The organism is Nocardioides sp. CPCC 206347, from assembly GCF_048654605.1.
Lineage (GTDB): Bacteria > Actinomycetota > Actinomycetes > Propionibacteriales > Nocardioidaceae > Nocardioides.
On record NZ_JBMCYZ010000004.1, the window covers coordinates 489,166 to 510,804 of the forward strand.

Here is a 21,639-nt window from a genome sequence, read left to right on the forward strand (position 1 = left end):
CACCTCCTGAGCCTGCCACGAGCCGTCTGGCCGAAACACGACAGGTTTGCCGTGGGTGAGTTCGGGCAGGCGGAGTCCGTCACCATCGCCCACGACCGAGGAACGACATGACCCACCTGGATCCCGCCGGCGAGCGTCTTCTGCAGGTCCTTGCCCAGGACCGGCCGGATGCCTTCGTCGAGGTTGCGCCCACCTCCGGAACGAACCGCGCGCAGACGCTGACCGTCACGGTCGACGCCGCCAAGCGCGTCATCGACGTGCAGGTGCTCGACATCGGCGGTCTCCGCCACCCGGAGCCCTTCGAGACCGCACTGTCCGAGGCCTTCTTCGCCGCGGACGGCGAGCGGTTGTACGCCGTTCTCCAGCTCAACGGGCAGGCCGACGAGTGGATCGCCCGCGCCGACCGCTCGCTGGCCGGCGGGGGCGGGCTCAAGGTCCGCAACCGCGGCCCGGAGATCGTCACCCGTGCGGCGTCGCGCGAGCGTCGCGCGGCGCGCGGGGCTCGTCCCGCGCCACGTCGCTGGCCCGCAGCAGGGCACTCCGACAACGGCTTCCTCACCGTGCAGCGCTCGGCGCGCGGTGACCTCGCCGAGATCCAGGTGGACGCGGACTGGCTCGGCGGCGCGCGCTCCGAGCACCTCGAGCTCGCGATCCTGCAGGCAACCCGCTACTCGCTAGGAGACTGATCATGGTCATGAAGGCCAGCCTCAAGGCCCTCGTCGATGCCGCTGCCGGCTGGGACGGCATCGGCCTCGAGCTCCACAACGCCTACTCCGACATCGTCGGCTACGAGTCGAACGGCTCGAAGTTCGGCTGGTACGCCGACCGGGCGGGCATTCCCGCCCAGCACGACACGTTCATCGCCGCCATGGCGGATGCGCTCCTCGCCGGACAGAAGGTGATGAACGACGTGGGCACCGCCCTGCGTGACGTCGCCAAGGACTTCGGCGCCACCGACCTGGACGTCAAGGACCAGTTCCACAAGCTCGACGGGACACCGGCATGACCGAGTACGACTACTACTCCGACTACACCGATGACACCGAGCTCAAGCTCGAGGACATCCAGAAGAAGATCGAGGAGGGCGTCCAGAAGGTCATCGACACCTGGAACGACTCGATCATCGCCAAGGGTCTCGACAGCCGGTGGGCCTGGGTCGTCAGCCCCGGTCTCAAGGCCGCCTACGAGTGGGCCAAGGGCAACCTCGAGGACGAGATCGAGAAGCTGTGGGACGACTTCGAGAAGTTCTGCGAGGACCTCTGGGACACGGTCTCCGACATCACCGGCGACCCGTGGGTGCTGATGCAGATGAACCAGGCCTACATCACCGCGGCCGGCCGGATCCGCGACGAGAAGCGCGTCGTCAACGACATCACTGCCCGGTTGGCCAACAGCTGGTCGGGCGACGCGTTCACGTCGTACGACGCCGTGGTCAAGGAGCAGGTCGCCGCCATCAACGGCGTGGACCTCGGCCTGAAGTCGGCGGCCACGGCGTGTGCCGAGGGTGCGCTCCAGATCCGCAAGACCTGGCGCGACTGCATCGACGTGCTCCTCGACGTCGTCGACACCGTGCTCGACGGCATCAAGGACGGCACCGACGCGGGCCAGTGGGTCACCTTCGACGCCGGCCCCGCGATCAAGGTGATCGGCAAGGCGCTCACCGCGACGATCGGCTACGCCAACACGCTCGAGGGCTACTTCGACGAGAACGTCACGGTGAAGCTGAGCATGTGGACCACACTCAACTCCGGTCTCGACGGCCTGGACGCCAACAACGACTGGCCCACGATCAGCGGTCGCGAGATCGGCGACATCAGCGACTCGGGCGGGTACACCGAGAAGGACTGACCCCCCAGGACTGGTCCTACGAAACGCCGAGTGCCGCCAGCGCCATCGACCCCAGCAGCTTCCGCAGCTCGTCGTCCGGGATGTCGTGGCCGGCGCGCGGCGTGGAGTTGAGCAGGCCGAAGGCGGCCTGGGCTGCGGCGTGCGCGGCCGGGCGGCCCAGCTCGGGCCGCAGGGTCTGCAGCTGGTCGGCCCACAGGTTGATGTAGGAGCGCTGGAGGCGTCGTACCTGCTCCCGCGCGTCCTCGGGCAGCGACTCCCAGTCCCGGTCCTGTACGACGATGAGCGGGCGGTGCGACGTCGCGAATTCGACGTGCCAGTCGACCAGCCCGCGCAGGGCCGCGGCGGCGTCCCCGCGGCCCGCGTCGACCCGCTCGCGGCCGACGTCGAGCAGTCGCTCGCTGATCGAGGTGAGCATCTCGGCGAGCATCGCCTGCTTGGACGTGAAGTGCTTGTAGAGCGCTGGACCGGAGATGCCGCAGGCGGCGCCGAGGTCGGCGACGGAGACGCCGTGGAAGCCGCGGGCAGCGAAGAGATCGGCCGCGGTGGCCAGGATCTGCTCCCGCCGACTGATCTCGCTCATGTCCGCAGGCTAGTGGTCATCCCCGCAGGTTCATCGGTCGTCCTGCATCCCGACGGGCGGCAGAGGGCTTTACATCCGAGGTTAATGATCGTTAACCTCGGACTCGTGTCCGAGACCTCCAGCAGTGACCCCACCCTCGGGGAGCTGACCGCCGAGCTGCGCGAGCGGCTGGCCCGCGTCCGCCTCGGCGGCAGCGAAGCGGCCCGCACCAAGCACACCGATCGCGGCAAGCTCCTCGCGCGGGACCGCGTCGATGGCCTCCTCGACCCGGGGAGCCCGTTCCTGGAGATCGCCCCGCTGGCCGGCTTCGGCATGTACGGCAAGGACGGTGACGACTACGCCGTTCCCTCGGCCGGCATGGTTGCCGGCGTCGGCCGCGTGCAGGGCCGCAACGCCCTCGTCATCGCCAACGACGCCACCGTCAAGGGCGGCACCTACTACCCGATCTCGGTGAAGAAGCACCTGCGTGCGCAGGCGGTCGCCGCCGAGAACAACCTGCCCTGCCTCTACCTCGTCGACTCCGGCGGCGCCTTCCTGCCCAAGCAGGACGAGGTCTTCCCCGACCGCGAGCACTTCGGGCGGATCTTCTTCAACCAGGCCAACATGTCGGCCCGCGGCATCCCGCAGCTGGCTGCGGTGATGGGTTCGTGCACCGCCGGTGGCGCCTACGTCCCGGCGATGTCGGATGAGACCGTGATCGTGAAGAACCAGGGCACGATCTTCCTCGGCGGCCCGCCGCTGGTGAAGGCCGCGACCGGCGAGATCGTCACGGCCGAGGACCTCGGTGGCGGCGACGTGCACGCCCGCAAGAGCGGGGTCGTGGACCACCTGGCCGACGACGACGCCCATGCGCTCCAGATTCTCCGCGGCATCGTCAGCACGCTGCCGAACCCCACGACGCCGACCGACCTCGAGCCGGTCGAGGACCCGCTCGAGCCGCCGGAGAGCCTGTACGACGTCGTCCCGAGCAGCACCCGGACGCCGTACGACGTCCGCGAGGTGATCCGTCGCCTCGTCGACGGCAGCCGCCTGGCGGAGTTCAAGCAGCTGTACGGCGAGACGCTGGTCTGCGGCTTCGCCCGCATCCACGGGCACCGGGTCGGGATCGTCGCCAACAACGGCATCCTGTTCAGCGAGTCGGCCCTCAAGGGCGCGCACTTCGTGGAGCTCTGCAACCAGCGCGGCATCCCGCTGCTGTTCCTGCAGAACATCTCCGGCTTCATGGTCGGTCGCGAGTACGAGAACCGCGGCATCGCCCGCGACGGCGCCAAGCTCGTCACCGCGGTCGCCTGCTCGGTCGTCCCGAAGTTCACCGTCGTGATCGGCGGCTCGTTCGGCGCCGGCAACTACGGCATGTGCGGGCGCGCCTACGACCCGCGCTTCCTGTGGATGTGGCCCAACTCCCGGATCTCGGTGATGGGCGGCGAGCAGGCCGCCGGCGTGCTGGCGACCGTCGCCGGGCGCGAGGACGACCCCGACGTCGACGCGTTCAAGCAGCCGATCCGCGACCAGTTCGAGCTCCAGGGTTCGCCGTACTACGCCACCGCGCGGCTCTGGGACGACGGCGTGATCGACCCCGCCGACACCCGACGCGTCCTCGGCATGGCGCTCGACATCACCTCGGCCGTGCCGACGCCCGCGCCCAACTACGGCATCTTCCGGATGTGATGACGATGACCGACATGAAGATGGGCACAGTGATCAGCACCGTCCTGGTCGCCAACCGCGGCGAGATCGCCCGCCGCGTGTTCCGCACCTGCAAGGACCTCGGCATCCGCACCGTCGCGATCCACACCGACGTCGACGTCACCGCCCTGCACGTGCGCGATGCCGATGTCGCGATCCGGATCCCGAGCTACCTCGACGCCGACGCCGTCCTGGCGGCCGCGAAGGAGGCCGGCGCCGACGCGATCCACCCCGGCTACGGCTTCCTGTCCGAGAACGCCGGGTTCGCCCGCGCCGTCACCGACACGGGCATCGCCTGGGTCGGCCCGTCCCCGACCGTCATCGAGCAGATGGGCCGCAAGGACGCGGCCCGCGACCTCGCGGTCGCGGCCGGTGTCCCGGTCGTGCCGTCGTTCGTGCTGGACGCGAACGGTTCGCTGGTCGAGGAGGTTGCTCAGCAACCGTCTCGAGACCCCTACCCCGTGCTGGTCAAGGCCGCTGCCGGTGGTGGCGGCAAGGGAATGCGCGTCGTCCGCTCGGCCGCCGAGCTCGAGCCCGCCATCGCCGCTGCGAAGCGCGAAGCCGCCAGCGCGTTCGGTGACGACACGATGATCATCGAGAAGTACGTCGAGCGCGGCCGCCACATCGAGGTCCAGGTGCTCGGCGACGCGCACGGCCACGTGGTCCACCTCGGCACCCGCGAGTGCTCCGTGCAGCGCCGGCACCAGAAGGTCATCGAGGAGGCGCCCGCGCCGGCGCTCGCCGACGAGCTGCGTGCCCGCATCCACGACGCGGCCGTCGCCCTCTCGGCCGCGGTCTCCTACAGCAATGCCGGCACCATCGAGTTCCTGCTCGACGCGTCCACGGGCGACTTCTACTTCCTCGAGATGAACACGCGCCTCCAGGTCGAGCACCCGGTGACCGAGATCCACAGCGGCACCGACCTCGTCGCCCTCCAGCTGGCCGTAGCGGCCGGGGAGCCGCTGCCGTTCGACCAGGCAGGGGTCGCCTTCGGCGACCATGCGCTGGAGGCCCGGATCTACGCCGAGGACGCGTTCGGCGGCTTCCTGCCGCAGGCCGGTACGGCGACGACGGTGCACTGGCCCACTGCGGCCCGCGTCGACCACGCCCTCGAGTCCGGGCAGGTCGTCAGTACGTCCTACGACCCGATGCTGGGCAAGGTGATCGTCCGGGGCAAGGACCGGGAGGCGGCTCGCCGTCGCCTCGTCGCAGCGCTCGACGACACCGCGGTCCTCGGCCTGACCACCAACACCGGGTTCCTGCGGGCGCTGGCGGACAGCCCGGAGTTCGCCGAGCCCGGCGGGATCGACACCGCGTGGCTCGACCGCCACGAAGTGCCGCGCCCGGACCCGACGCCGGCGCGCGAGATCGCCGCCCGGCTGTGGCTCGACGCACACAGTGCGTCCGCCGGCCCGTTCGCCGGCGACGGCTTCCGCATGGGCGCCGCACCGGCGACTCCGATGGTTGAGTTCGACGAACGGGCGACGCCCGTCGCCCGGGTTCCGGAGGGGACCGTCGCCCGTGTGGACCTCCATGGCGTCGAGCTCGCGCACCACGGCCAGCGCTACGTGTTCGTCCGTCCCGACGCGACGACCGACCACGGCGCCGCGGCCAGTGACGGCACCATCCTCTCCCCGATGCCCGGCACCGTCCTCGACGTCCGGGTCGCCGCGGGGGAGCGCGTCACCGAGGGCACCGTGCTCGGTGTCATCGAGGCGATGAAGATGGAGCTCGCGCTCAAGGCGCCGTACGACGGCACGGTGGCCAGCGTCGCTGCGGCGACCGGTCAGCAGGTGGCCCTGGGTGCGGTCCTGTTCGTGGTCGACCCGGAGGAGGTTTCGTGACCGCCCTCCCGATGGTGGTCCACGAACCCGGCCTGCCGCCGAAGGTCACCATCTACGAGGTCGGCCCGCGCGACGGCCTGCAGAACGAGAAGGCGATCGTGCCGACGGAGGTGAAGGCGGCGTTCGTGCAGCGCCTGCTCGCAGCTGGCCTGCCGATCGTCGAGGCGACCAGCTTCGTCCACCCCAAGTGGGTGCCCCAGCTCGCTGACGCGGCCGACCTGATGACCGGGCTGAAGGCCGAGCTCGGTGACGCTGCCCTGCAGCTCCCCGTCCTGGTCCCCAACGAGCGCGGCCTCGACCGCGCCGTCGAGCTCGGGCTCCGCCATGTCGCCGTCTTCGCCTCGGCCACCGAGACGTTCGCGCAGAAGAACCTCAACCGCACGCTCGAGACCCAGTTCGAGATGTTCGACCCCACCATCGGCCGTGCCCTCGCGTCCGGGATGGACGTCCGCGGCTACGTCTCGATGTGCTTCGGCGACCCGTGGGAGGGCGCAGTTCCGGTGGAACAGGTCGTCGCCGTGGGCCAGCGCCTGCTGGACCTCGGGGTCGGCCAGCTCAGCCTCGGGGACACGATCGGTGTCGCCACGGCCGGTCACGTCCGCACGCTCGTCAACGCGTTCACCGACGCGGGCGTCGACCCCGACCGGCTCGCCCTGCACTTCCACGACACCTACGGCCAGGCACTCACCAACGTGCACGCGGGCCTCCAGGCCGGCGTGACGACGTACGACGCCAGCGCTGGTGGCCTCGGCGGGTGCCCGTATGCCAAGAGCGCGACGGGCAACCTCGCCACCGAGGACCTGGTCTGGTTCCTCACCGGTCTCGGCATCGAGCACGGCGTCGATCTCGACGCCGTCGTGCAGACCAGTGGCTGGATGGCCCAGCAATTGGGGCGTCCGAGCCCGTCCGCCGTCGTACGGGCGCTCCTCTGAAATGGCCGAGCGCGTCTCCAGCGCAGTGGAGGCAGCAAGCTGCCGCCGACGCTTCTCGCCGCGCTGCCGGCTTGTTGGGACCGCTTGAGCCAGCGCTACGGTTGGACCATGAGTGGTCAACGGCGCGCCTGGGGGTGGGCCGCTGCGCTGCGCAACGGGAGCACCACGCCGTGGCAGGACTGGCTGAACACGACGGACCCCGGCGAGGCCGACCCCTTCGCGGCGTACCTGCCGGGAGCCCAGCAGCTCGGCCTGTTGCGCCGCGCGAACCTGGCTGCCGAGGCGGCCGGCCGGAAGCTTCCGCGCGCCACTGCCGACCGGATCCTGGCCGCGGGCGTCACCGGCCGCGGCCGCGGTGACCTGCCCGTCGCCGGCGACGGTGAGCCGCAGCGGTTCGGGCCGCGACCGGTCGACCCGGACACGCTGCCCGAGCACGAGTTCCTCCGTGTCGCGGCCGGACTGATCGCCGACGACATCGCCGCCATCGAGGAGGCCCCGCCGCAGCGACGCGGTCTCGTCGACCGGGTTCGTGACGCGCGCCGCCCGCAGGACACGCCCTTCGTGATCGTCGGGGTCCCGTGGCGGGCCCGCGCGATGAGTGCCGCCCTGGCCGCGCAGGGCCGGCGCCCCGGCGGGCGCGGCGCCACGGCGTACCTCCTCGCCGACGACCTCGGCACCGTGGTCGCCGACGCCTGGACCGCTCGCGCGTTCGACCAGGGTGGTCCGACCTGGCCGGAGTTCGTGGAGATCTTCGCGACCGCCGGCCGGTTGCCTCCGCGGGCCGACCTGCCACGGATGGCCAACGCCGCCACGCAGCGGTACGGCGCCGAACAGGTCCGGATCGTCCTCGACCCCTCCGCGCTGGCTGCCGAGCTCGGCGTCCCGTCGGTCCCCGAGCCGCCCCGGCTCGGCGCGAACGGCGTCGACCTGGTCCGTCGTGTCGGCCAGCCCCTCGGCGGACTGGTCCCGTCCGAAGCACGTCCACGCCTGCTCCGCGCGGCCCTGGCCGACCGGCTCGACGGCCGCGGCGGACCGGCGTTGACGGTGCCGGCCGTGTGGGAGACCTGGCTCGCGACACAGGCCGAACGCACCCATCACGAGATGGCCGCTGCTGGCTACCCTGTGCTCGGCGATCTCGACCGACTGCTGCCGGGTCCCCTCCTGCACGACTCCGTCGAGCCCGTCGCCGCCGAGGTCCTGGCGCTCGCGCTGGACCTGCTGATCGATCCTGTGCGCCCGCCCGTGAAGGAGGCATCGTGAACTCACCCCACGACGTTCTCGTCCTCCTCCGCTCCGCTTCACCCCACGCGCCTTTGCTCTCCCCCGCTTCGCTCCTCCGATGCAAAGCCGCGCGGGGACCCCAAGCGGCTCCTCCGAACGACAACGTCGCAGGGACCCCGAAATGAGTCGCCGGGTCCTCCTCCACGTCGGGACGCCCAAGACGGGGACGTCGTACCTCCAGGAGGTGCTGTTCCAGAACCGCGAACGGCTCCTCGAGCAGGGCGTGAACTACCCGGCCGACCGCTTCGACGCCCACTTCCTGGCCGCACTGGACCTGATGCGTCTGCCCTGGGGCGGGCTCGAGCAGGAGGCCGTCGGCGCGTGGGACCGGCTGGCCGAGAACGTGCGCGACCACGACGGCATCTCGATCATCAGCCACGAGATCCTCGCCACCGCTTCGCGTACCCAGGTCGAGCGGGCGTTGTCCTCGCTCGGCCACGAGCCCGACGGCAGCGGCGCCGAGGTGCACCTGATCGTCTCGGCCCGCGACCTGGTGCGCCAGATCCCGGCCGAGTGGCAGGAGAACATCAAGCACCGCGCGAAGTTCCGGTTCGCCCGCTTCCTCGAGCTGATCCGTGATCCTGAGCGCAGCGACCGCGTCGGGTCGTGGTTCTGGGGCGTCCAGGAGATCCCCGACATCCTCGCCCGGTGGGGCGCGACGATCCCGCCCGAGCGGATCCACATCGTCACCGTGCCGCGTCCGGGTGGGGCACCGGAGGTGCTGTGGCAGCGCTTCAGCGCCACCTTCGGCCTCGACGACCTGGACATCGACCTCGGCGCGGACCGCGCCAACGTCAGCCTCGGCGTGCCCGAGACGGCACTGGTCCGACGCATCAACCGGGCGGCAGCAGGCGACCTGCGGGCCCACCACTACCGCTACCTGGTCCGCGAGCTGCTCGCCCACCGGACCCTGTCGGCCCGCACCGATTCGCCGCGACTGGCCCTGCCCCCGGACCAGTTCGACTGGATCGCCGAGCTCACCGAGGAATGGATCGCCGAGCTCGCCGACAAGAAGTACGACGTCGTGGGGGACCTCGCCGACCTGCGGGGCACCCGACCGAAGGCCGAGAAGTGGTCCGACCCGGACCGGCCCTCCGAGCGCCAGGTCGCCAGTGCGGCGGTGGACGCGCTGCGCACGCTGCTGGTCGAGTCGGTCCAGCGGGAGAACGAGCTCGACCGGCTCCGCGGTGAGATCGACGACCTGCAGCGCGAGCTGGCCGAGGCGCGGGTCTCCAGGACGCGGCGCTCGATGGAGCGCACCGTGCAGCGGCTCGAGAGCAGCCGCAGCGGCAGCAAGGTCCTCGGGGCCTACCGGACGGTGCGGGGCAGGAACTCCCGGCTGGCGTAGCGCCCGACCTTCCAGGTGCTCCAGCCATCGGTGGCGGCACCGACGGCGCCGCCGACGACCGGCACCCGCTTGCCGATCGTGGTCGCCATCCGCTTGCCGATCACGCGCGTGATCATCTCGGTGGCCAGCGCCGAGGACACGGTGCGGTCGAGCTCGGGGTCGTGGTGGGGCGCGGTCGCGATCGCCATCGGCGGGGCCGGCAGCTTCTTCGCCTTGACCATCTTGACCACGGTGTCGTCACCGAGGATCGCCACCAGGATCGCGTTGCGCACGCGCGGGTCGGCGAGGTCGTAGCCGCGCAGGTGGGCAATGCCCGCGACCATCCGGCACTGGATGAGGGCGAGTCCGGCGATGCTGGCCGGGGCCACGATCGTGGCGGTGATGAGGCCGCCGAGGTTGGTGGTCAGGCCTTCGACGCCGGCGTACGCGACGTGGTTCTGGATCAGCTCGCGGATCGCCTTGTCGACGTTCCCGTCCTGCTCGCGCAGCTGGGTCTCGGCGGCCTGGGCTGCGGGAGGCAGTGGTCCGGCGCCGGCGATCGCGCGGTTCAGCGCCTCGCGGACGAACGACTGGGTCAGTCCCGGTGCCATGTGGGTGATCCTGGGCGCGACCCTCCGCGCTGCCTCGACAGCGAGACCCTTCTTGAGACCGGATGCCATGGTTCGATCCTAGTGGGGGTGCATCGCTCCGCCGTCGGGCCGCACGGGCTCGTAGGGTGACACGCGTGCCCGTCGAACCGCCGCCGACCCCGTGGGAGTTCCCGAGTCGCGCGGACCTGGCGGCGCTCCCCGCCCAGGGCCCGGTCGACGGGTACGACGACGACGGATCTGCCGACGCCAGCGACCTCGTCGGAATGGGGGCCGACCTGGAGCCCGGCACCCTGCTCGCCGCCTATCGGACCGGTCTGTTCCCGATGCCCGAGGGCCGCAGTGTCGGCTGGTGGAGCCCGGCCCGGCGCGGTGTCCTCCCGCTCGACGGCCTGCGCGTCTCGCGGTCGATGCGCCGCTCGGCGCGCCACTTCGAGATCCGCGTCGACACCGCCTTCGACGACGTCGTCGCGGCCTGCGCCGACCCGCGTCGACCCCACGGCTGGATCAACGACCGCATCGCCCGGGCCTACGGCGCCCTGCACCGGCTCGGCTGGGCCCACTCCGTCGAGACGTGGCGCGACGGCCGCCTCGTCGGGGGCCTGTACGGCGTCGCGGTCGGCGGCCTGTTCGCCGGCGAGTCGATGTTCCACCACGAGACCGACGCGTCGAAGGTGGCGCTGATGGGACTGGTCGAGGGGCTGGCCGCCGATCCGGCCGGTGCGGCGGGTGAACGCCTGATCGACGTCCAGTGGGCCACTCCGCACCTGCAGGGCCTCGGCGTGCGCGAGATCTCCCGGGCGTCGTACGTCGGAAGGCTCGAGGGGTTGCTCAACGTGGCGTGGCCTGACATGTTCGCGCCATGACTTCCATCAAGCGCCCGCTGGGCACCCTCGGTGCCGGTGTCCTCCTCGCCCTCTCCCTCACGGCCTGCGGCGGCGGCTACCCGACCGACGCCTCCTCGAAGGACTTCTGTGACGGCATCACGGACGTCGTGACGAAGTCCAGCGACCTGGCCGGCGAGGAGCCGACGAAGGACGAGTGGAAGGACATCCAGGCCGCCTACGAGGACCTGGGGGAGATCGGCACGCCCGAGAAGATCAGCGACGACGAGCGTGAGGGCTTCGAGATCGTGGTCGACGTCGTGACCGACCTCGACTACGACGAGGCCGAGAAGGAGTTCGGCGACAAGGGCGGCGAGGACAACCTGCCCGGCGTCTCGGACGACGACAACAAGAAGGTCGAGAAGTTCTTCGTGTACGCCCAGAAGGAATGTGCCGACCAGGTCGCCGAGTGAGCTCCTGAACCGCGCGCAGCACCCTTCGCAGCACCCTCGCAGATGGCCGGCCAACCACCGGCCATCTGCCGTTTTCCTTTCCTGTGAATAGTCTGAGACTGACAGGGCAGGGTGTGGTGGGCAGTTGGCTCACAGCCGCTGCCCTGTCCGCGGGCACAGCTCGGTGACCCGTGACTCCAGGAAAGGAATCACCCTGATGACCTCGATCAAGCGCCCCGTGGCTGCCGCAGGTGCCGCTGTCCTGCTTGCCCTCTCGCTCACTGCATGTGGTGGCGGTGCTCCCGCCGACGCCTCCAAGGAGGACTACTGCAAGGCGGTCGGAGACGCCGGCAGCGAGGAGTTCGGCAAGGCGATCACCGACAAGGACTACGACAAGGCGGCCGACCTGATCAAGGAGAGCGCCGAGAAGATCGAAGAGGTCGGCACCCCCGAGGACATCTCGGACGAGGAGCGCGAGGGCTTCGAGATCCAGCTCGACGCGGTCAAGAAGCTCAACGGCGACGACCTCAAGGAGGCCTTCGAGGCCGAGGACGGCGAGGACCCGTTCGAGGCTGACCTGTCCGACGACGAGAAGGACAAGGTCGAGGCGTACAACAAGTACGAGAACGAGACCTGCTCCGACACCGAGGACAGCTCGGACGAGGGTTCGGACGACGGCGCGGGCAGCGACCCGGGCACCGAGGAGAGCCCGACGGGTCTCCCGTCCGACCTCCCGTCGGACCTCCCGACGGACCTGTCGCCCGAGGACCTCGCCAGCCTTCAGGAGGAGCTGGAGAACCTCACCGAGGGCGTCCCGACCCAGTGACCCTGGTCAGATGACGGTGGGCGGCTGGCCGGTGTCCGCAACCATGGCCCGGCCAGCCCGCTCCCACCCGATCATCCCGTCGATCAGGTTCACGACGTCGTACCCCTGCTGACCGAGATAGGCGCCCGCCCGCGCGGACCTGCCTCCGGCCTTGCACACGATGAGCGTCTGCTCCGGCTCGAGCTCCACGAACTCGCCCAGACGCGTCGGCAGGTCTCCGAGCGGGATGTGCACCGCACCCTCGATGTGTCCGGCGGCCCACTCGTCGTCCTCGCGGACGTCGAGGACCAGGAGGCCCTCGGGGATCGGGTGCGGCACGCCATCGGTCTCGACTGAGGGGATCATGGTTCCAGTATCCCGCTACTTCAAGAGCCGGCTCATCCGTCGGTCGGCGAGTGGCTTCCCGCCCGTCTGGCACGTCGCGCAGTACTGCAGGCTCGAGTCGGCGAAGGACACCTCGCGGACGATGTCGCCGCACACCGGGCACGGCTTGCCCGTCTGGCCGTGGACGGCGAGGTTCGACTTCTTCTCGGCCTTCAGCTCGCTGGCGTGCAACCCCCGCGAGCGTTCGACTGCGTCGCCGAGGGTGGTGCGGACGGCGGCGTACAGCGTCGCCAGTTCGTCGTCGGTCAGGCCGTCGGCCGGCTTGAACGGCGACATCCGCGCGGCGTGCAGGATCTCGTCGGAGTAGGCGTTGCCGATGCCGGCGATGGTGCCCTGCTGGCGCAGCACTCCCTTGAGCTGCTTGCGCCCGGCGTCCCTGAGGATCCCGGCCAGTCGCTCGATGGTGAACTCGTCGTCGAGCGGGTCCGGGCCGAGGGACGCGACGCGGGGGACGTCGAGCGGGTCGCGCACCAGGAACAGGGCCAGGGACTTCTTGGTGCCGGCCTCGGTGATGTCGAGGCCGGGGGTCTGGCCGTCCTGTTCGTCCAGGACCACCCGGACGGCGAGCGGCGACTTCGCGTTCGGTCGTGGCGGCAACGGCGGGACGTCGTCCTTCCAGCGGATCCAGCCGGCACGTGCCAGGTGCAGCACGAGATGCAGGCCGCTGGCTTCGATGTCGAGGAACTTGCCGTGGCGTCGTACGTCGTCGACAAGGGCGCCCTCGATCGCGGCCAGCGGGGGGTCGTAGGTCTTGAGGGCGCTGAACGCGGCGATGTGGACGCGAGTGATGGCGCGCCCCGCGAGCCGGCTCCTCAGGTCCAGGGCCAGCGCCTCGACTTCGGGCAGCTCGGGCACGACACCAGCCTAGATCCCCGTCCGGACAGCACCCGGGACCTTGGTCCTGATTGTGGCCGGACGCAGTGACCCGGCCGGTTCGGCCCGGTTGGTCGGTCATTCGCACTCGGGCGCGAACCACCCCCCAAGGAACCAGAGGTCCCCCATGAACAAGCGCCTGATCGCACCGCTCTCCCTCGCTGCTGCCGCCGTCCTCGGCTTCGCACCGTCCGCCGCCCAGGCCGCCGAGGACGCAGCCTGTGGCCTGCCCGCCATCCCCGCCGTCTATGCGCAGGTCGACCACCCGGCCGTCGTGACCACGATCGGCGAGGTCACCCACGTCGAGTGGTTGTGGCAGCGCTCGGTCCCGACGACCGAGTTCGAGTTCACCCGGACCGTGAGCCCGGCCCGGGGCACCTGGTCGTGGAGCCGCCAGGTCGACGCCCTCGAGCGGGCCTGGGTCCGGACCGTGATCGACCGGGCCTTCGTGCCGGCGGTCCCCGAGGTCGGCCACCACGAGACCCAGGTCGTCACCCCGGCCGTGACCCGCACGGAGGCCGAGTTCGTCCACCAGCAGAGCGGTCGCACCCGGTGGGAGGTCGCCGGATGGAACGCCGACGAAGGCGGCAAGGGCTGGTCGCCGACCGGCGCGACGCGCGACGTCGAGGTGACCCCGGCCGTGACCACGACCGTGTGGATCGTCGACCAGGCCGCCGTACCGGCCGTCTCCGAGCTCTCCCACGAGGAGACCACCTGGGTCGCCGACGGTGCTGCCGGCCCGGCCGGATCGACGTCCACCTCCTCGACCCGGGTCGCGAGTACGACGACCGAGACGGCCGAGCTCGCCGATGGTGACGAGCCGGCCGGTGCCGGCTGGGTCAAGGGCGCCTTCACGCAGACCGCTCCCGCCGCCACCGAGGAGATCTGGGCCGCCTCGGCGCCGGACGGGTACGCCCCGACGGGTGCCGAGCGCGCCGGTACGCCGAGCGTGGAGAAGACGGACGCTGCCTCCGCGACCGCGCCCGCCGGTGACGGCTGGTCGCAGGTCGACGGGTCCGGCGTGACCGTGGTCGACGCGGCTGCGCAGGACGTCGAGACCGCTGCCGCGTGGACCGAGATGGTCCTGGTGAGCCCCGAGGTCCCGGCCACCGCGGACTGCGTCGACGAGACCGACGACCCGGACGAGACCGACGAGGGCATCGACGACGGGGAAGACATCGAGAACGTCGTGGACACCGGCGACGACCTGGGTGAGGTCGACGGCCTCGGTGACGAGGTGCCCGGTGAGGTGTTGGGCCTGGTCGAGCAGTCCGACGCCGTGCTGCCCGCCACCGGAGCGGTGGTCGAGCCGTGGCTGCTGGCGCTGGGTGCAGGCAGTGTCCTCGCCGGTGTCGGCGTCCTCTCCCGGGGCCGTCACCGCAAGAGCTGACCTGCGGATCGACCGGGATCGACGGGGCATCGATCCGACACGCTAGCGGGATCTAAGGCTGAGGCTAGAGATCCCGATAGCGTCGGATCATGGATCCGATCCGCAACCCGTACGCCCCCGGCGCCGGCCAGCGTCCCCCCGAGCTGGCCGGCCGGGACGAGCAGCTCTCGGCGTTCGACGTGGTGCTGGAACGGGTCTCGCGCGGTCGCCCCGAGCGCTCGCTGGTGCTGACCGGGCTGCGCGGTGTCGGCAAGACGGTGCTCCTCAACGCGCTCCGGTCGGCAGCGGTCCGCAAGGGCTGGGGGACCGGCAAGCTGGAGGCGCGGCCCGACCAATCGCTGCGCCGCCCGCTGTCCTCGGCGCTGCACCAGGCGGTGCGGGAGCTCGGACATCCCGAGGCCTCCGAGGCCGACCACGTGCTCGGCGTGATCCGCTCGTTCGCCCAGCGTGACGCCGGTGTCGACGCCAAGCTGCGCGACCGCTGGAGTCCCGGGATCGATGCACCGGTGGTGCGTGGGCGGGCCGATTCCGGCGACATCGAGATCGACCTGGTCGAGCTGCTCACCGACGTCGGCGGGCTCGCGGCCGATGTCGGCAAGGGCGTCGGCATCTTCATCGACGAGATGCAGGACCTCGGCCCCGACGACATCTCCGCGCTGTGCGCGGCCTGCCACGAGCTGAGCCAGAACGGCCTGCCCGTCATCGTGGTCGGCGCGGGACTGCCGCACCTGCCGGCCGTGCTGTCGGCCAGCAAGTCCTACTCCGAGCGGTTGTTCTCCTACCAGCGCATCGACCGGCTCTCCCGCGACGCCGCCGACCGCGCGCTCGTCGCGCCGGCGTCCGAGGAGGAGGCCGGGTTCACGGCCGAGGCCCTGTCGGCGATGTACGACGCCACCCGCGGCTACCCCTACTTCATCCAGGCCTACGGCCGGTCGGTCTGGGACCTCGCTCCCCGCACCCCGATCACCGCCGAAGACGTGGCTGTCGCCAGTCCCGAGGCCGAGCGCGAGCTGGCCGTCGGCTTCTTCGGCTCCCGCTTCGAACGCGCCACCCCCGCCGAGCGCGACTACCTCCGCGCCATGGCCGACGCCGCCACCGAGGAGGCCGACGACCCGGTCGGATCGGTCGCGACGTCGGACGTGGCCGTCGTACTCGGGAAGAAGCCGCAGTCGCTCTCCCCGGCCCGCGACTCGTTGCTGAAGAAGGGGCTCATCTACTCCGGCGAGCGTGGCCGGATCGCGTTCACGGTGCCGCACTTCGGGCGGTACCTGCGGTCGCAGGCCTGACCAACACGCCGCCGAGTCCTACGCTGGCTCCGTGAGTCTCGCTCCCGAGGAAGCGCCGCGCCCCCCGTCCGTGCTCCGCGCCTACGTGCCGATCGTGCTGTTCATGTTCCTCTGCGGCATCGTCGGCCCGATCTTCCTGATCATGGGACTGGCCATCGATGACGAGCCCGGGAGCGGCTGGTTGCTGCCGACGGGCATCGGCATCACGATCCTGGACCTCGCCCTCGGCCTGCTGATCGGCACCACCCGCTACCGGTCGCAGATGAAGGTGTACCGGCTGAAGCTGAAGGGTCGCCCCGCCCAGGCGCAGGTGCTGTCCTTCGAGCAGACGGGCGTCGAGGTCAACGGCGAACCGCTGCTGTCACTGAAGCTGCGGATCCACGGCAACGACGTCGCGCCGTTCGAGGTGGAAGCCAAGAAGATCATCCCTGCGATGCGGATGCCGCTGCTGTACGTCGGCGAGATCCCCGTCCTCATCGACCCCGAGACGCAGGACTGGGAGTTCGACTGGTCCTCGGCGGGACCGGTCACGTCCCTGCCTGCGTCCCTGCCCGCGGCCCCTGCCACGCCGGCCGCACCGCGCGACACCCGCACGGCCGGCGAGCGGCTCGCCGAGCTCGACGACCTGCTGCGCCGCGACCTCGTCAGCCGCGACGAGTACGACGCCAGCCGGGCCCGCATCATCGCCGAGCTCTGAGGGGCTCAGTCGCTGAACGCGTAGTGGTCGAGCGGGAACCGCCGCGACGACCACATGGTCTCCAGGGTGGTGGCGGCCCGGAAGGGTACGTCGCCGTTGGCGTCGAAGTAGTAGCTGTTCGCCTGGCTGCAGGAGTCCTGGAAGAACACCTGGTGCTTGCGCCGTCCCAGGGCCTGCGTGAAGTAGTTCTCGTTGGCGGCGGCGGTCACCTCGACCCGGGTCGCGCCGTCGCGTCGGGCGCGACGGAGGCAGCGCAGGATGTGGGCGCTCTGCGTCTCGATCAGGTTGAAGTACGACGACCCGTTGTAGCCGTACGGGCCGAGGATGGTGAAGAAGTTCGGGAACCCGGGGACGCTGACGCCCTGGTAGGCCTGGAAGCGGTTCTCCTCCCACCACTTCTCCAGGTCGAGGCCGTTCGCCCCGCGCACGATGAACGGTGGCATGTTGCCCTTCTCGAACACCTTGAAGCCGGTGGCGAGGACCAGGGTGTCGACCTCGTGCTCGGTGCCGTCGTTCGTGCGGACACCGGTCGGCGTGACTGCAGCGATGCCGGCCGTCTCCAGGGTCACGTTCGACCGGTTGAACGCTGGCAGGTAGGCGTTGGAGAAGCTCGGGCGCTTGCAGCCCAGGGCGTAGCGAGGAGTGAGCTGGTCGCGCACCTCGGGATCGCGCACCGCCTGGCGCAGGTAGGCACGTCCGATCCGTTCGCCGAGGGCCGCCATCGGGACGATGCCTGCGAAGTGGGCAGCGACCGGGAAGGTCGCCTCGACGAACGACTGGCTCGCCAGCCGTGCGAGGCGCCCGGCGCCGGGGAGCACGCGGAGACCGGCGCGGGCCGGCCAGGGGAGCGCCGCGTCCGGCTTGGGCAGGCACCAGATGGGGGTGCGCTGGAAGACGGTGAGGTGCGCGGCCTGCTGGGCGATCTCCGGGATCGCCTGCACGGCGGAGGCTCCGGTGCCGATCACGGCCACCCGACGACCGGTGAGGTCGACGCCGTGGTCCCAGCGCGCCGTGTGCATCACGGTGCCCGTGAAGTCCGCAAGGCCTTCGATGTCGGGCAGCTTGGGCTGGGTCAGCACGCCGGTCGCGCTGACCACGTGGCGGGCCGTGATCACGTCGCCCGCGGCGGTGTCGAGGCGCCACGTGTGGTCGTCGTCGTCGAAGGTCGCCGCGACCACGGTGGTCCGCAAGCGGGTACGTCGCCGGACGTCGTACTTGTCGACGCAGTGCTCGGCGTACGCCTTCAGCTCGCTGCCGGGCGCGTAGACCCGGGACCAGCCGGCCATCTGCTCGAACGAGAACTGATAGCTGAAGGAGGGGATGTCCACCGCGACGCCCGGGTAGGTGTTCCAGTGCCACGCGCCGCCGAGGCCGTCGCCGGCCTCGAGCAGGAGGTAGTCGGAGAACCCTGCCTTGTCGAGCAGGATGGCGGCGCCGATGCCGGAGAAGCCGCCGCCGATGATCACGACCTCGTGGTCGGGGGTGGTGGTCATGCGTGGGCGTCCTCTCGGGAGCTGGTGCTGGCGAACGCGGACGACGTCCCCAGGATGATGCAGTCCACGTGGTGCTCGATGCCCTCGGCGCTGCGGACGCCGCCGGGCACGATCGCGTAGACCGGCCAGGTGATCAGGGTGCAGTGCGGCTGTTGGAGCGCGGCGTAGTAGCGCCCGTCGATGCGTGGGCGGTGCCTGTTGAAGCGGCCGTCCGGCGTGAGCCGGCGCCGGGTCCAGGGATCGCGGACGCCGAGGCGCAGGTGCAGGCGGGCGGCCGGCTGCACCAGAGTCCGGGGGAGCGCGATCGGCCAGGGCACCAGCCAGTCGGGTTCCTCCTGGAACACCTTGACGGCTGCCGCAGTACGAATGATCTCCGGCGCGATCACGGCGGCCTCGCGTCCTCGGGCGAGGATCGCGACGCGCAGACCGGTGAAGGCCTGCCCGCGCCACTGGTTGCCCCGCAGGACCCGGCCCTCGAACCCGCCGCTGCTCACGAGGCCACCGGCTCGTGGGTGAGCTCGTCCACCCACGCCTGTGGCTTGCCCAGCAGCCGCACCGGGACGTAGGAGGTCAGCTTCACCATCGGGTCGGCGAGCAACCGGTGGTACGGCGACGTGCGGTCGACCACCATCGCGGCCTGGGCGCGCAGCACGTGGTACGCCGGGATCCGGTGGGTGAAGTCGCCGCGGGAGCCGATCGTCGCGAAGCGCTTCACCGCGTTGTAGAGCTTCTGCTCCGGCAGGCCCATGGCCACGATGTTGTCGCGCATCTTGTTGATCAGCGGCACGAACACCACGATCAGGCCGAGCACCACCTGCGGCTTGAGCAGCGCGACCGATTCGATGACCAGCTTGTGCAGCGGTCCGGCGCCGATCAGCTCGAGCACCTGGAAGTCCACCGTGATGTGCCGGGCCTCGTCGGAGTTGATGTGGCGGAAGACCTCGTGGCAGACCGGGTCCTTGACCTCGTCGAGGAGGAACTTCACGAGGGCGCCGTCCAGCGCACACTCGAGCAGCGGGATCAGGGTCGCCAGACCGGTGAGGGGCAGCCCGTCGCCGTAGTCGTCGAGGACCTTGATCGCCAGCTTGACGTTGATGTTCGGCTCGGGTGCCTTGCCGTCCTCGTCCAGCATTCCCCAGCGCTTCATCAGCGCCAGCTCGGCGTTGGCGTGCTTCTGCTCCTCGGCGTGGAAGTACTCGTAGATGCGGCGGATCGTGGGCGTCGGTGCCTTCGTGGCGAGGGACGCGAAGCCCCGTGCCCCGACGTGCTCGATCCACACCAGGTCGGCCATGAACGGCAGCATCTTGGCACGGAGCTCGTCGGTCACGGTCTCGGCGCCCGGTGCGTCCCAGTCGATGTCGGCCAGCGACCACTGCTTGTCCTTGATCGTCTGCAGCATGGCGTCGAAGTCGTAGGTCATCGTGGTGTCCTCTCGTCGGTGTGCACGCGGTCGGATCAGTCGTTCGGGATCATGCGGCCCAGCAATCCGGCCACCCGGGTGTACGGCGCAGGCAGCAGGCGCTTGGTGCGCCAGAGCAGCTGGGCATCGAGCTGGGGCACGACGTAGAGCCGGCCGTGGTCGTGGGCGTCGAGGGTCGTCCGGGCCACCCGGTCGGCGGAGAAACCGACGATCCCGGCGATCCTGCGGGCCAGCCCGGCCGCTCCCGGATCGATCAGCTCGCCACCGAAGATGTTGGTCCTGACGAACGTCGGACAGAGCACGGTGACGGCGATCCTGGTGCCGGCGAGCTCGGCTGCGAGGGTCTCGGACAGGCTGACGACGCCCGCCTTGCTCACGTTGTAGGCGCCCATCCGGGGTGCCGCGGTGAAGCCCGCGGCCGAGGCAACATTGATCACGCCGCCTCGTCCGGCTTCACGCAGCGTCGGCACGAACACGTGGCAACCGTGGATCACGCCCCAGAGGTTGACGCCGATGGTCTGCTGCCAGTCGGCCATCGGCGCCTCGCCGACGACCTTGCCGCCAGCACCGATCCCGGCGTTGTTGATGATCACGTGCGGTGCGTGGCCGAGCCAGTCGAGGGCCGTGTCGTGGAGGGCCTGGACCTGGCCGATGTCGCGGACGTCGCAACCGACGGCAACGGCGTCACCCCCGGCAGACGCGATCAGGTCGACCGTCTCCTTGAGCCCGACCTCGTCCACGTCCGAGCAGACCACCCGCCCATCGCGCCGAGCGAGCTCCCGGGCGAAGGCCCGGCCGATCCCGCTGCCGGCGCCCGTCACGACGGCTCCGGCGTCGCGAGTGCGTTGGCGTCCCATCACGCCTCCTTCACCAGGGTCAGTGCGCCGCGGCGGCTCTGCGCCTCCAGCTCGGCGTCGACGAAGGCGGCCGCCCGCGCGAGGGCGCGGTCCGCCTCGGGCACCAGTCGAGGCAGCGCCTGGAAGACATGCATCTGCTCGGGCCACACCTCGAGCTGGCAGCGGGCTCCTGCCGATTCGAGGCAGCGGGCGAGCTCGATCGCGTCTGCGGCGAGCATCTCCCGGCCGCCGGCCTGGACCAGCGTGGGCGGGAACCGGTCGGCCCCGTCGAAGGTCAGGCGCAGGCGCGGGTGCGTCTCGCCGGCGACGTACAGGTCGACCAGGCTTGCGGCCCTGGACGCCGAGGTCATCGGGTCGCGCCGCATCCGTTCGCGCGACGCGGCCAGCGCCATGCTCAGGTCCAGCACCGGCGAGAAGGCGACAAGCGCGGCCGGGGGCGTCCGGCCCTCGCGGATCAGCTCGAGGGCGAGGTCGACCGCGAGGTGGCCGCCGGCCGAGTCGCCGGCCAGCACGATCCGGTCGGCCGGGTGGCCCTCGCCGAGGAGCCAGTCGTACGCCGCCCGGACGTCGTCCGCGGCGCTGGGGAAGCGGTGGGAGGGCGCGAGCCGGTAGTCGCAGGCGAACACCGGGAGCCCGGTCCTCGCCGACAGCCGCGTGGTGATGCCGCGGTGGGTGCGGGCCGAGCAGATGGCGTAGCCGCTGCCGTGGATGTAGAGGATGACGGCGTCTTCGCGGTCGGCCCCGGGTGCCCGCACCCACTCGCCGCGCGGACTGGGTCCGGTGGCCACCGGCTTGGCGACCCGGCTGATCCTGCTCCCGCGGATCGGTGGCCCGACGGCGGCCATGAAGGTCGCGACGAGGCCGCGGGTGAACCGGATGCCGGAGGTGTTCAGCGGGATCGCGAGGGTCAGTGGCCGGAGGGTGACAGCCGTCAGGTCGGCCGTCACCCTGCTGCGAAGCGAGCCGTGTCGTCGAGGCTCAATCTGAAGGCGCATGCCATCAGATTGCAATCTGAGGGCACCTGCCGTCAA

At 70.8% G+C, this 21,639-nt stretch carries 23 protein-coding genes; 14 read left to right on the forward strand and 9 right to left on the reverse strand.

What is annotated here, in order from left to right; genetic code table 11:
* The first annotated feature begins 107 nt into the window (after positions 1 to 107).
* Genes ACOACQ_RS16565 through ACOACQ_RS16575 form a run of 3 tightly spaced genes read left to right on the forward strand, consistent with a single transcriptional unit; the run spans position 108 to position 1,848 of the window.
* Complete coding sequence (locus tag ACOACQ_RS16565) at positions 108 to 686, forward strand: hypothetical protein (RefSeq protein WP_378601368.1); 579 nt, start codon at positions 108 to 110, stop codon at positions 684 to 686.
* A gap of 2 nt (positions 687 to 688) precedes the next feature.
* Positions 689 to 1,006 carry a hypothetical protein gene (locus ACOACQ_RS16570; RefSeq protein WP_378601365.1) on the forward strand — a complete coding sequence of 106 codons (318 nt, stop codon included), beginning with the start codon at positions 689 to 691 and terminating at the stop codon, positions 1,004 to 1,006.
* Positions 1,003 to 1,848: a WXG100 family type VII secretion target gene (locus ACOACQ_RS16575; protein WP_378601362.1), complete on the forward strand. Its 846-nt coding sequence runs from the start codon at positions 1,003 to 1,005 to the stop codon at positions 1,846 to 1,848. Before ACOACQ_RS16570 ends, ACOACQ_RS16575 begins: the two co-directional genes overlap by 4 nt.
* A gap of 16 nt (positions 1,849 to 1,864) precedes the next feature.
* Here ACOACQ_RS16575 and ACOACQ_RS16580 read toward each other — a convergent pair whose 3' ends face one another.
* The gene (locus ACOACQ_RS16580) at positions 1,865 to 2,428 is read right to left on the reverse strand and encodes a TetR/AcrR family transcriptional regulator (RefSeq protein ID WP_420288805.1); all 564 of its coding nucleotides are present in this window, start codon (positions 2,426 to 2,428) and stop codon (positions 1,865 to 1,867) included.
* 84 nt (positions 2,429 to 2,512) lie between these two features.
* On the opposite strand from ACOACQ_RS16580, the gene ACOACQ_RS16585 reads away from it, so the two are divergent.
* The 5 genes from ACOACQ_RS16585 to ACOACQ_RS16605 all read left to right on the forward strand — a co-directional run bounded on the left by ACOACQ_RS16585 (position 2,513) and on the right by ACOACQ_RS16605 (position 9,519).
* Positions 2,513 to 4,096: a carboxyl transferase domain-containing protein gene (locus ACOACQ_RS16585; RefSeq protein ID WP_420288806.1), complete on the forward strand. Its 1,584-nt coding sequence runs from the start codon at positions 2,513 to 2,515 to the stop codon at positions 4,094 to 4,096.
* Between the two features lie 14 nt (positions 4,097 to 4,110).
* Positions 4,111 to 5,958 (forward strand): acetyl/propionyl/methylcrotonyl-CoA carboxylase subunit alpha, encoded by a 1,848-nt coding sequence (locus ACOACQ_RS16590; protein ID WP_378601355.1) that lies wholly within the window; start codon positions 4,111 to 4,113, stop codon positions 5,956 to 5,958.
* 11 nt (positions 5,959 to 5,969) lie between these two features.
* Positions 5,970 to 6,890, forward strand: a complete 921-nt coding sequence (locus ACOACQ_RS16595) for a hydroxymethylglutaryl-CoA lyase (RefSeq protein ID WP_378601517.1) — start codon at positions 5,970 to 5,972, stop codon at positions 6,888 to 6,890.
* A gap of 108 nt (positions 6,891 to 6,998) precedes the next feature.
* The gene (locus ACOACQ_RS16600; RefSeq protein WP_378601353.1) at positions 6,999 to 8,150 is read left to right on the forward strand and encodes a hypothetical protein; all 1,152 of its coding nucleotides are present in this window, start codon (positions 6,999 to 7,001) and stop codon (positions 8,148 to 8,150) included.
* 142 nt (positions 8,151 to 8,292) lie between these two features.
* Entirely contained in the window at positions 8,293 to 9,519 is a 1,227-nt protein-coding gene (locus ACOACQ_RS16605) for a hypothetical protein (RefSeq protein WP_378601351.1), read from the forward strand.
* Here the strand turns inward: ACOACQ_RS16605 and ACOACQ_RS16610 are convergent.
* On the reverse strand, positions 9,480 to 10,178 hold the full coding sequence (locus ACOACQ_RS16610; RefSeq protein ID WP_378601349.1) for an EcsC family protein: 699 nt from the start codon (positions 10,176 to 10,178) through the stop codon (positions 9,480 to 9,482). The two genes, ACOACQ_RS16605 and ACOACQ_RS16610, sit on opposite strands and share 40 nt — an antisense overlap.
* 65 nt (positions 10,179 to 10,243) lie before the next feature.
* On the opposite strand from ACOACQ_RS16610, the gene aat reads away from it, so the two are divergent.
* From aat to ACOACQ_RS16625, 3 genes are all read left to right on the forward strand, one after another.
* Positions 10,244 to 10,972: a leucyl/phenylalanyl-tRNA--protein transferase gene (gene aat, locus ACOACQ_RS16615; protein WP_378601346.1), complete on the forward strand. Its 729-nt coding sequence runs from the start codon at positions 10,244 to 10,246 to the stop codon at positions 10,970 to 10,972.
* A complete protein-coding gene (locus ACOACQ_RS16620; protein ID WP_378601343.1) occupies positions 10,969 to 11,403 on the forward strand; it encodes a hypothetical protein in 435 nt (144 codons plus the stop codon). Before aat ends, ACOACQ_RS16620 begins: the two co-directional genes overlap by 4 nt.
* A gap of 196 nt (positions 11,404 to 11,599) precedes the next feature.
* Positions 11,600 to 12,208 carry a hypothetical protein gene (locus ACOACQ_RS16625; protein WP_378601340.1) on the forward strand — a complete coding sequence of 203 codons (609 nt, stop codon included), beginning with the start codon at positions 11,600 to 11,602 and terminating at the stop codon, positions 12,206 to 12,208.
* A 6-nt stretch (positions 12,209 to 12,214) separates the two neighbouring features.
* On the opposite strand, the gene ACOACQ_RS16630 is transcribed toward ACOACQ_RS16625, so the two are convergent.
* A complete protein-coding gene (locus tag ACOACQ_RS16630; protein ID WP_378601338.1) occupies positions 12,215 to 12,553 on the reverse strand; it encodes a rhodanese-like domain-containing protein in 339 nt (112 codons plus the stop codon).
* A gap of 15 nt (positions 12,554 to 12,568) precedes the next feature.
* Entirely contained in the window at positions 12,569 to 13,447 is an 879-nt protein-coding gene (locus ACOACQ_RS16635) for an Fpg/Nei family DNA glycosylase (RefSeq protein ID WP_378601336.1), read from the reverse strand.
* 145 nt (positions 13,448 to 13,592) lie between these two features.
* On the opposite strand from ACOACQ_RS16635, the gene ACOACQ_RS16640 reads away from it, so the two are divergent.
* The 3 genes from ACOACQ_RS16640 to ACOACQ_RS16650 all read left to right on the forward strand — a co-directional run bounded on the left by ACOACQ_RS16640 (position 13,593) and on the right by ACOACQ_RS16650 (position 16,838).
* Positions 13,593 to 14,855 (forward strand): LPXTG cell wall anchor domain-containing protein, encoded by a 1,263-nt coding sequence (locus ACOACQ_RS16640; RefSeq protein ID WP_378601334.1) that lies wholly within the window; start codon positions 13,593 to 13,595, stop codon positions 14,853 to 14,855.
* An 89-nt stretch (positions 14,856 to 14,944) separates the two neighbouring features.
* Positions 14,945 to 16,141 carry an AAA family ATPase gene (locus tag ACOACQ_RS16645; protein WP_378601332.1) on the forward strand — a complete coding sequence of 399 codons (1,197 nt, stop codon included), beginning with the start codon at positions 14,945 to 14,947 and terminating at the stop codon, positions 16,139 to 16,141.
* A gap of 31 nt (positions 16,142 to 16,172) precedes the next feature.
* A complete protein-coding gene (locus ACOACQ_RS16650; RefSeq protein WP_420288807.1) occupies positions 16,173 to 16,838 on the forward strand; it encodes a hypothetical protein in 666 nt (221 codons plus the stop codon).
* Positions 16,839 to 16,843: 5 nt separating this feature from the next.
* On the opposite strand, the gene ACOACQ_RS16655 is transcribed toward ACOACQ_RS16650, so the two are convergent.
* From ACOACQ_RS16655 to ACOACQ_RS16675, 5 genes are read right to left on the reverse strand one after another with little or no spacing between them, the layout of a single operon-like run.
* Positions 16,844 to 18,331 carry a flavin-containing monooxygenase gene (locus tag ACOACQ_RS16655; protein WP_378601328.1) on the reverse strand — a complete coding sequence of 496 codons (1,488 nt, stop codon included), beginning with the start codon at positions 18,329 to 18,331 and terminating at the stop codon, positions 16,844 to 16,846.
* Positions 18,328 to 18,825 (reverse strand): hypothetical protein, encoded by a 498-nt coding sequence (locus ACOACQ_RS16660; RefSeq protein ID WP_378601326.1) that lies wholly within the window; start codon positions 18,823 to 18,825, stop codon positions 18,328 to 18,330. The genes ACOACQ_RS16655 and ACOACQ_RS16660 overlap by 4 nt, the downstream gene beginning before the upstream one ends.
* Positions 18,822 to 19,751, reverse strand: a complete 930-nt coding sequence (locus tag ACOACQ_RS16665) for a ferritin-like domain-containing protein (RefSeq protein ID WP_378601324.1) — start codon at positions 19,749 to 19,751, stop codon at positions 18,822 to 18,824. Before ACOACQ_RS16665 ends, ACOACQ_RS16660 begins: the two co-directional genes overlap by 4 nt.
* A 35-nt stretch (positions 19,752 to 19,786) precedes the next feature.
* Positions 19,787 to 20,608 carry an SDR family NAD(P)-dependent oxidoreductase gene (locus tag ACOACQ_RS16670; protein WP_420288808.1) on the reverse strand — a complete coding sequence of 274 codons (822 nt, stop codon included), beginning with the start codon at positions 20,606 to 20,608 and terminating at the stop codon, positions 19,787 to 19,789.
* Entirely contained in the window at positions 20,608 to 21,603 is a 996-nt protein-coding gene (locus tag ACOACQ_RS16675; RefSeq protein ID WP_420288809.1) for an alpha/beta hydrolase, read from the reverse strand. The genes ACOACQ_RS16670 and ACOACQ_RS16675 overlap by 1 nt, the downstream gene beginning before the upstream one ends.
* Between the last annotated feature and the right edge of the window lie 36 nt (positions 21,604 to 21,639).

Coding starts and splice junctions, on each gene's coding strand:
- ACOACQ_RS16605 (WP_378601351.1), top strand. CDS start 8,293: ATGAGTCGCCGGGTCCTCCTCCACGTCGGGACGCCCAAGACGGGGACG.
- ACOACQ_RS16570 (WP_378601365.1), top strand. CDS start 689: ATGGTCATGAAGGCCAGCCTCAAGGCCCTCGTCGATGCCGCTGCCGGC.
- ACOACQ_RS16585 (WP_420288806.1), top strand. CDS start 2,513: ATGATCGTTAACCTCGGACTCGTGTCCGAGACCTCCAGCAGTGACCCC.
- ACOACQ_RS16630 (WP_378601338.1), bottom strand. CDS start 12,553: ATGATCCCCTCAGTCGAGACCGATGGCGTGCCGCACCCGATCCCCGAG.
- ACOACQ_RS16670 (WP_420288808.1), bottom strand. CDS start 20,608: ATGGGACGCCAACGCACTCGCGACGCCGGAGCCGTCGTGACGGGCGCC.
- ACOACQ_RS16575 (WP_378601362.1), top strand. CDS start 1,003: ATGACCGAGTACGACTACTACTCCGACTACACCGATGACACCGAGCTC.
- ACOACQ_RS16610 (WP_378601349.1), bottom strand. CDS start 10,178: ATGGCATCCGGTCTCAAGAAGGGTCTCGCTGTCGAGGCAGCGCGGAGG.
- ACOACQ_RS16640 (WP_378601334.1), top strand. CDS start 13,593: ATGAACAAGCGCCTGATCGCACCGCTCTCCCTCGCTGCTGCCGCCGTC.
- ACOACQ_RS16595 (WP_378601517.1), top strand. CDS start 5,970: ATGGTGGTCCACGAACCCGGCCTGCCGCCGAAGGTCACCATCTACGAG.
- ACOACQ_RS16590 (WP_378601355.1), top strand. CDS start 4,111: ATGAAGATGGGCACAGTGATCAGCACCGTCCTGGTCGCCAACCGCGGC.
- ACOACQ_RS16665 (WP_378601324.1), bottom strand. CDS start 19,751: ATGACCTACGACTTCGACGCCATGCTGCAGACGATCAAGGACAAGCAG.
- ACOACQ_RS16645 (WP_378601332.1), top strand. CDS start 14,945: ATGGATCCGATCCGCAACCCGTACGCCCCCGGCGCCGGCCAGCGTCCC.
- ACOACQ_RS16565 (WP_378601368.1), top strand. CDS start 108: ATGACCCACCTGGATCCCGCCGGCGAGCGTCTTCTGCAGGTCCTTGCC.
- ACOACQ_RS16580 (WP_420288805.1), bottom strand. CDS start 2,428: ATGAGCGAGATCAGTCGGCGGGAGCAGATCCTGGCCACCGCGGCCGAT.
- ACOACQ_RS16655 (WP_378601328.1), bottom strand. CDS start 18,331: ATGACCACCACCCCCGACCACGAGGTCGTGATCATCGGCGGCGGCTTC.
- ACOACQ_RS16620 (WP_378601343.1), top strand. CDS start 10,969: ATGACTTCCATCAAGCGCCCGCTGGGCACCCTCGGTGCCGGTGTCCTC.
- ACOACQ_RS16600 (WP_378601353.1), top strand. CDS start 6,999: ATGAGTGGTCAACGGCGCGCCTGGGGGTGGGCCGCTGCGCTGCGCAAC.
- ACOACQ_RS16675 (WP_420288809.1), bottom strand. CDS start 21,603: ATGCGCCTTCAGATTGAGCCTCGACGACACGGCTCGCTTCGCAGCAGG.
- ACOACQ_RS16625 (WP_378601340.1), top strand. CDS start 11,600: ATGACCTCGATCAAGCGCCCCGTGGCTGCCGCAGGTGCCGCTGTCCTG.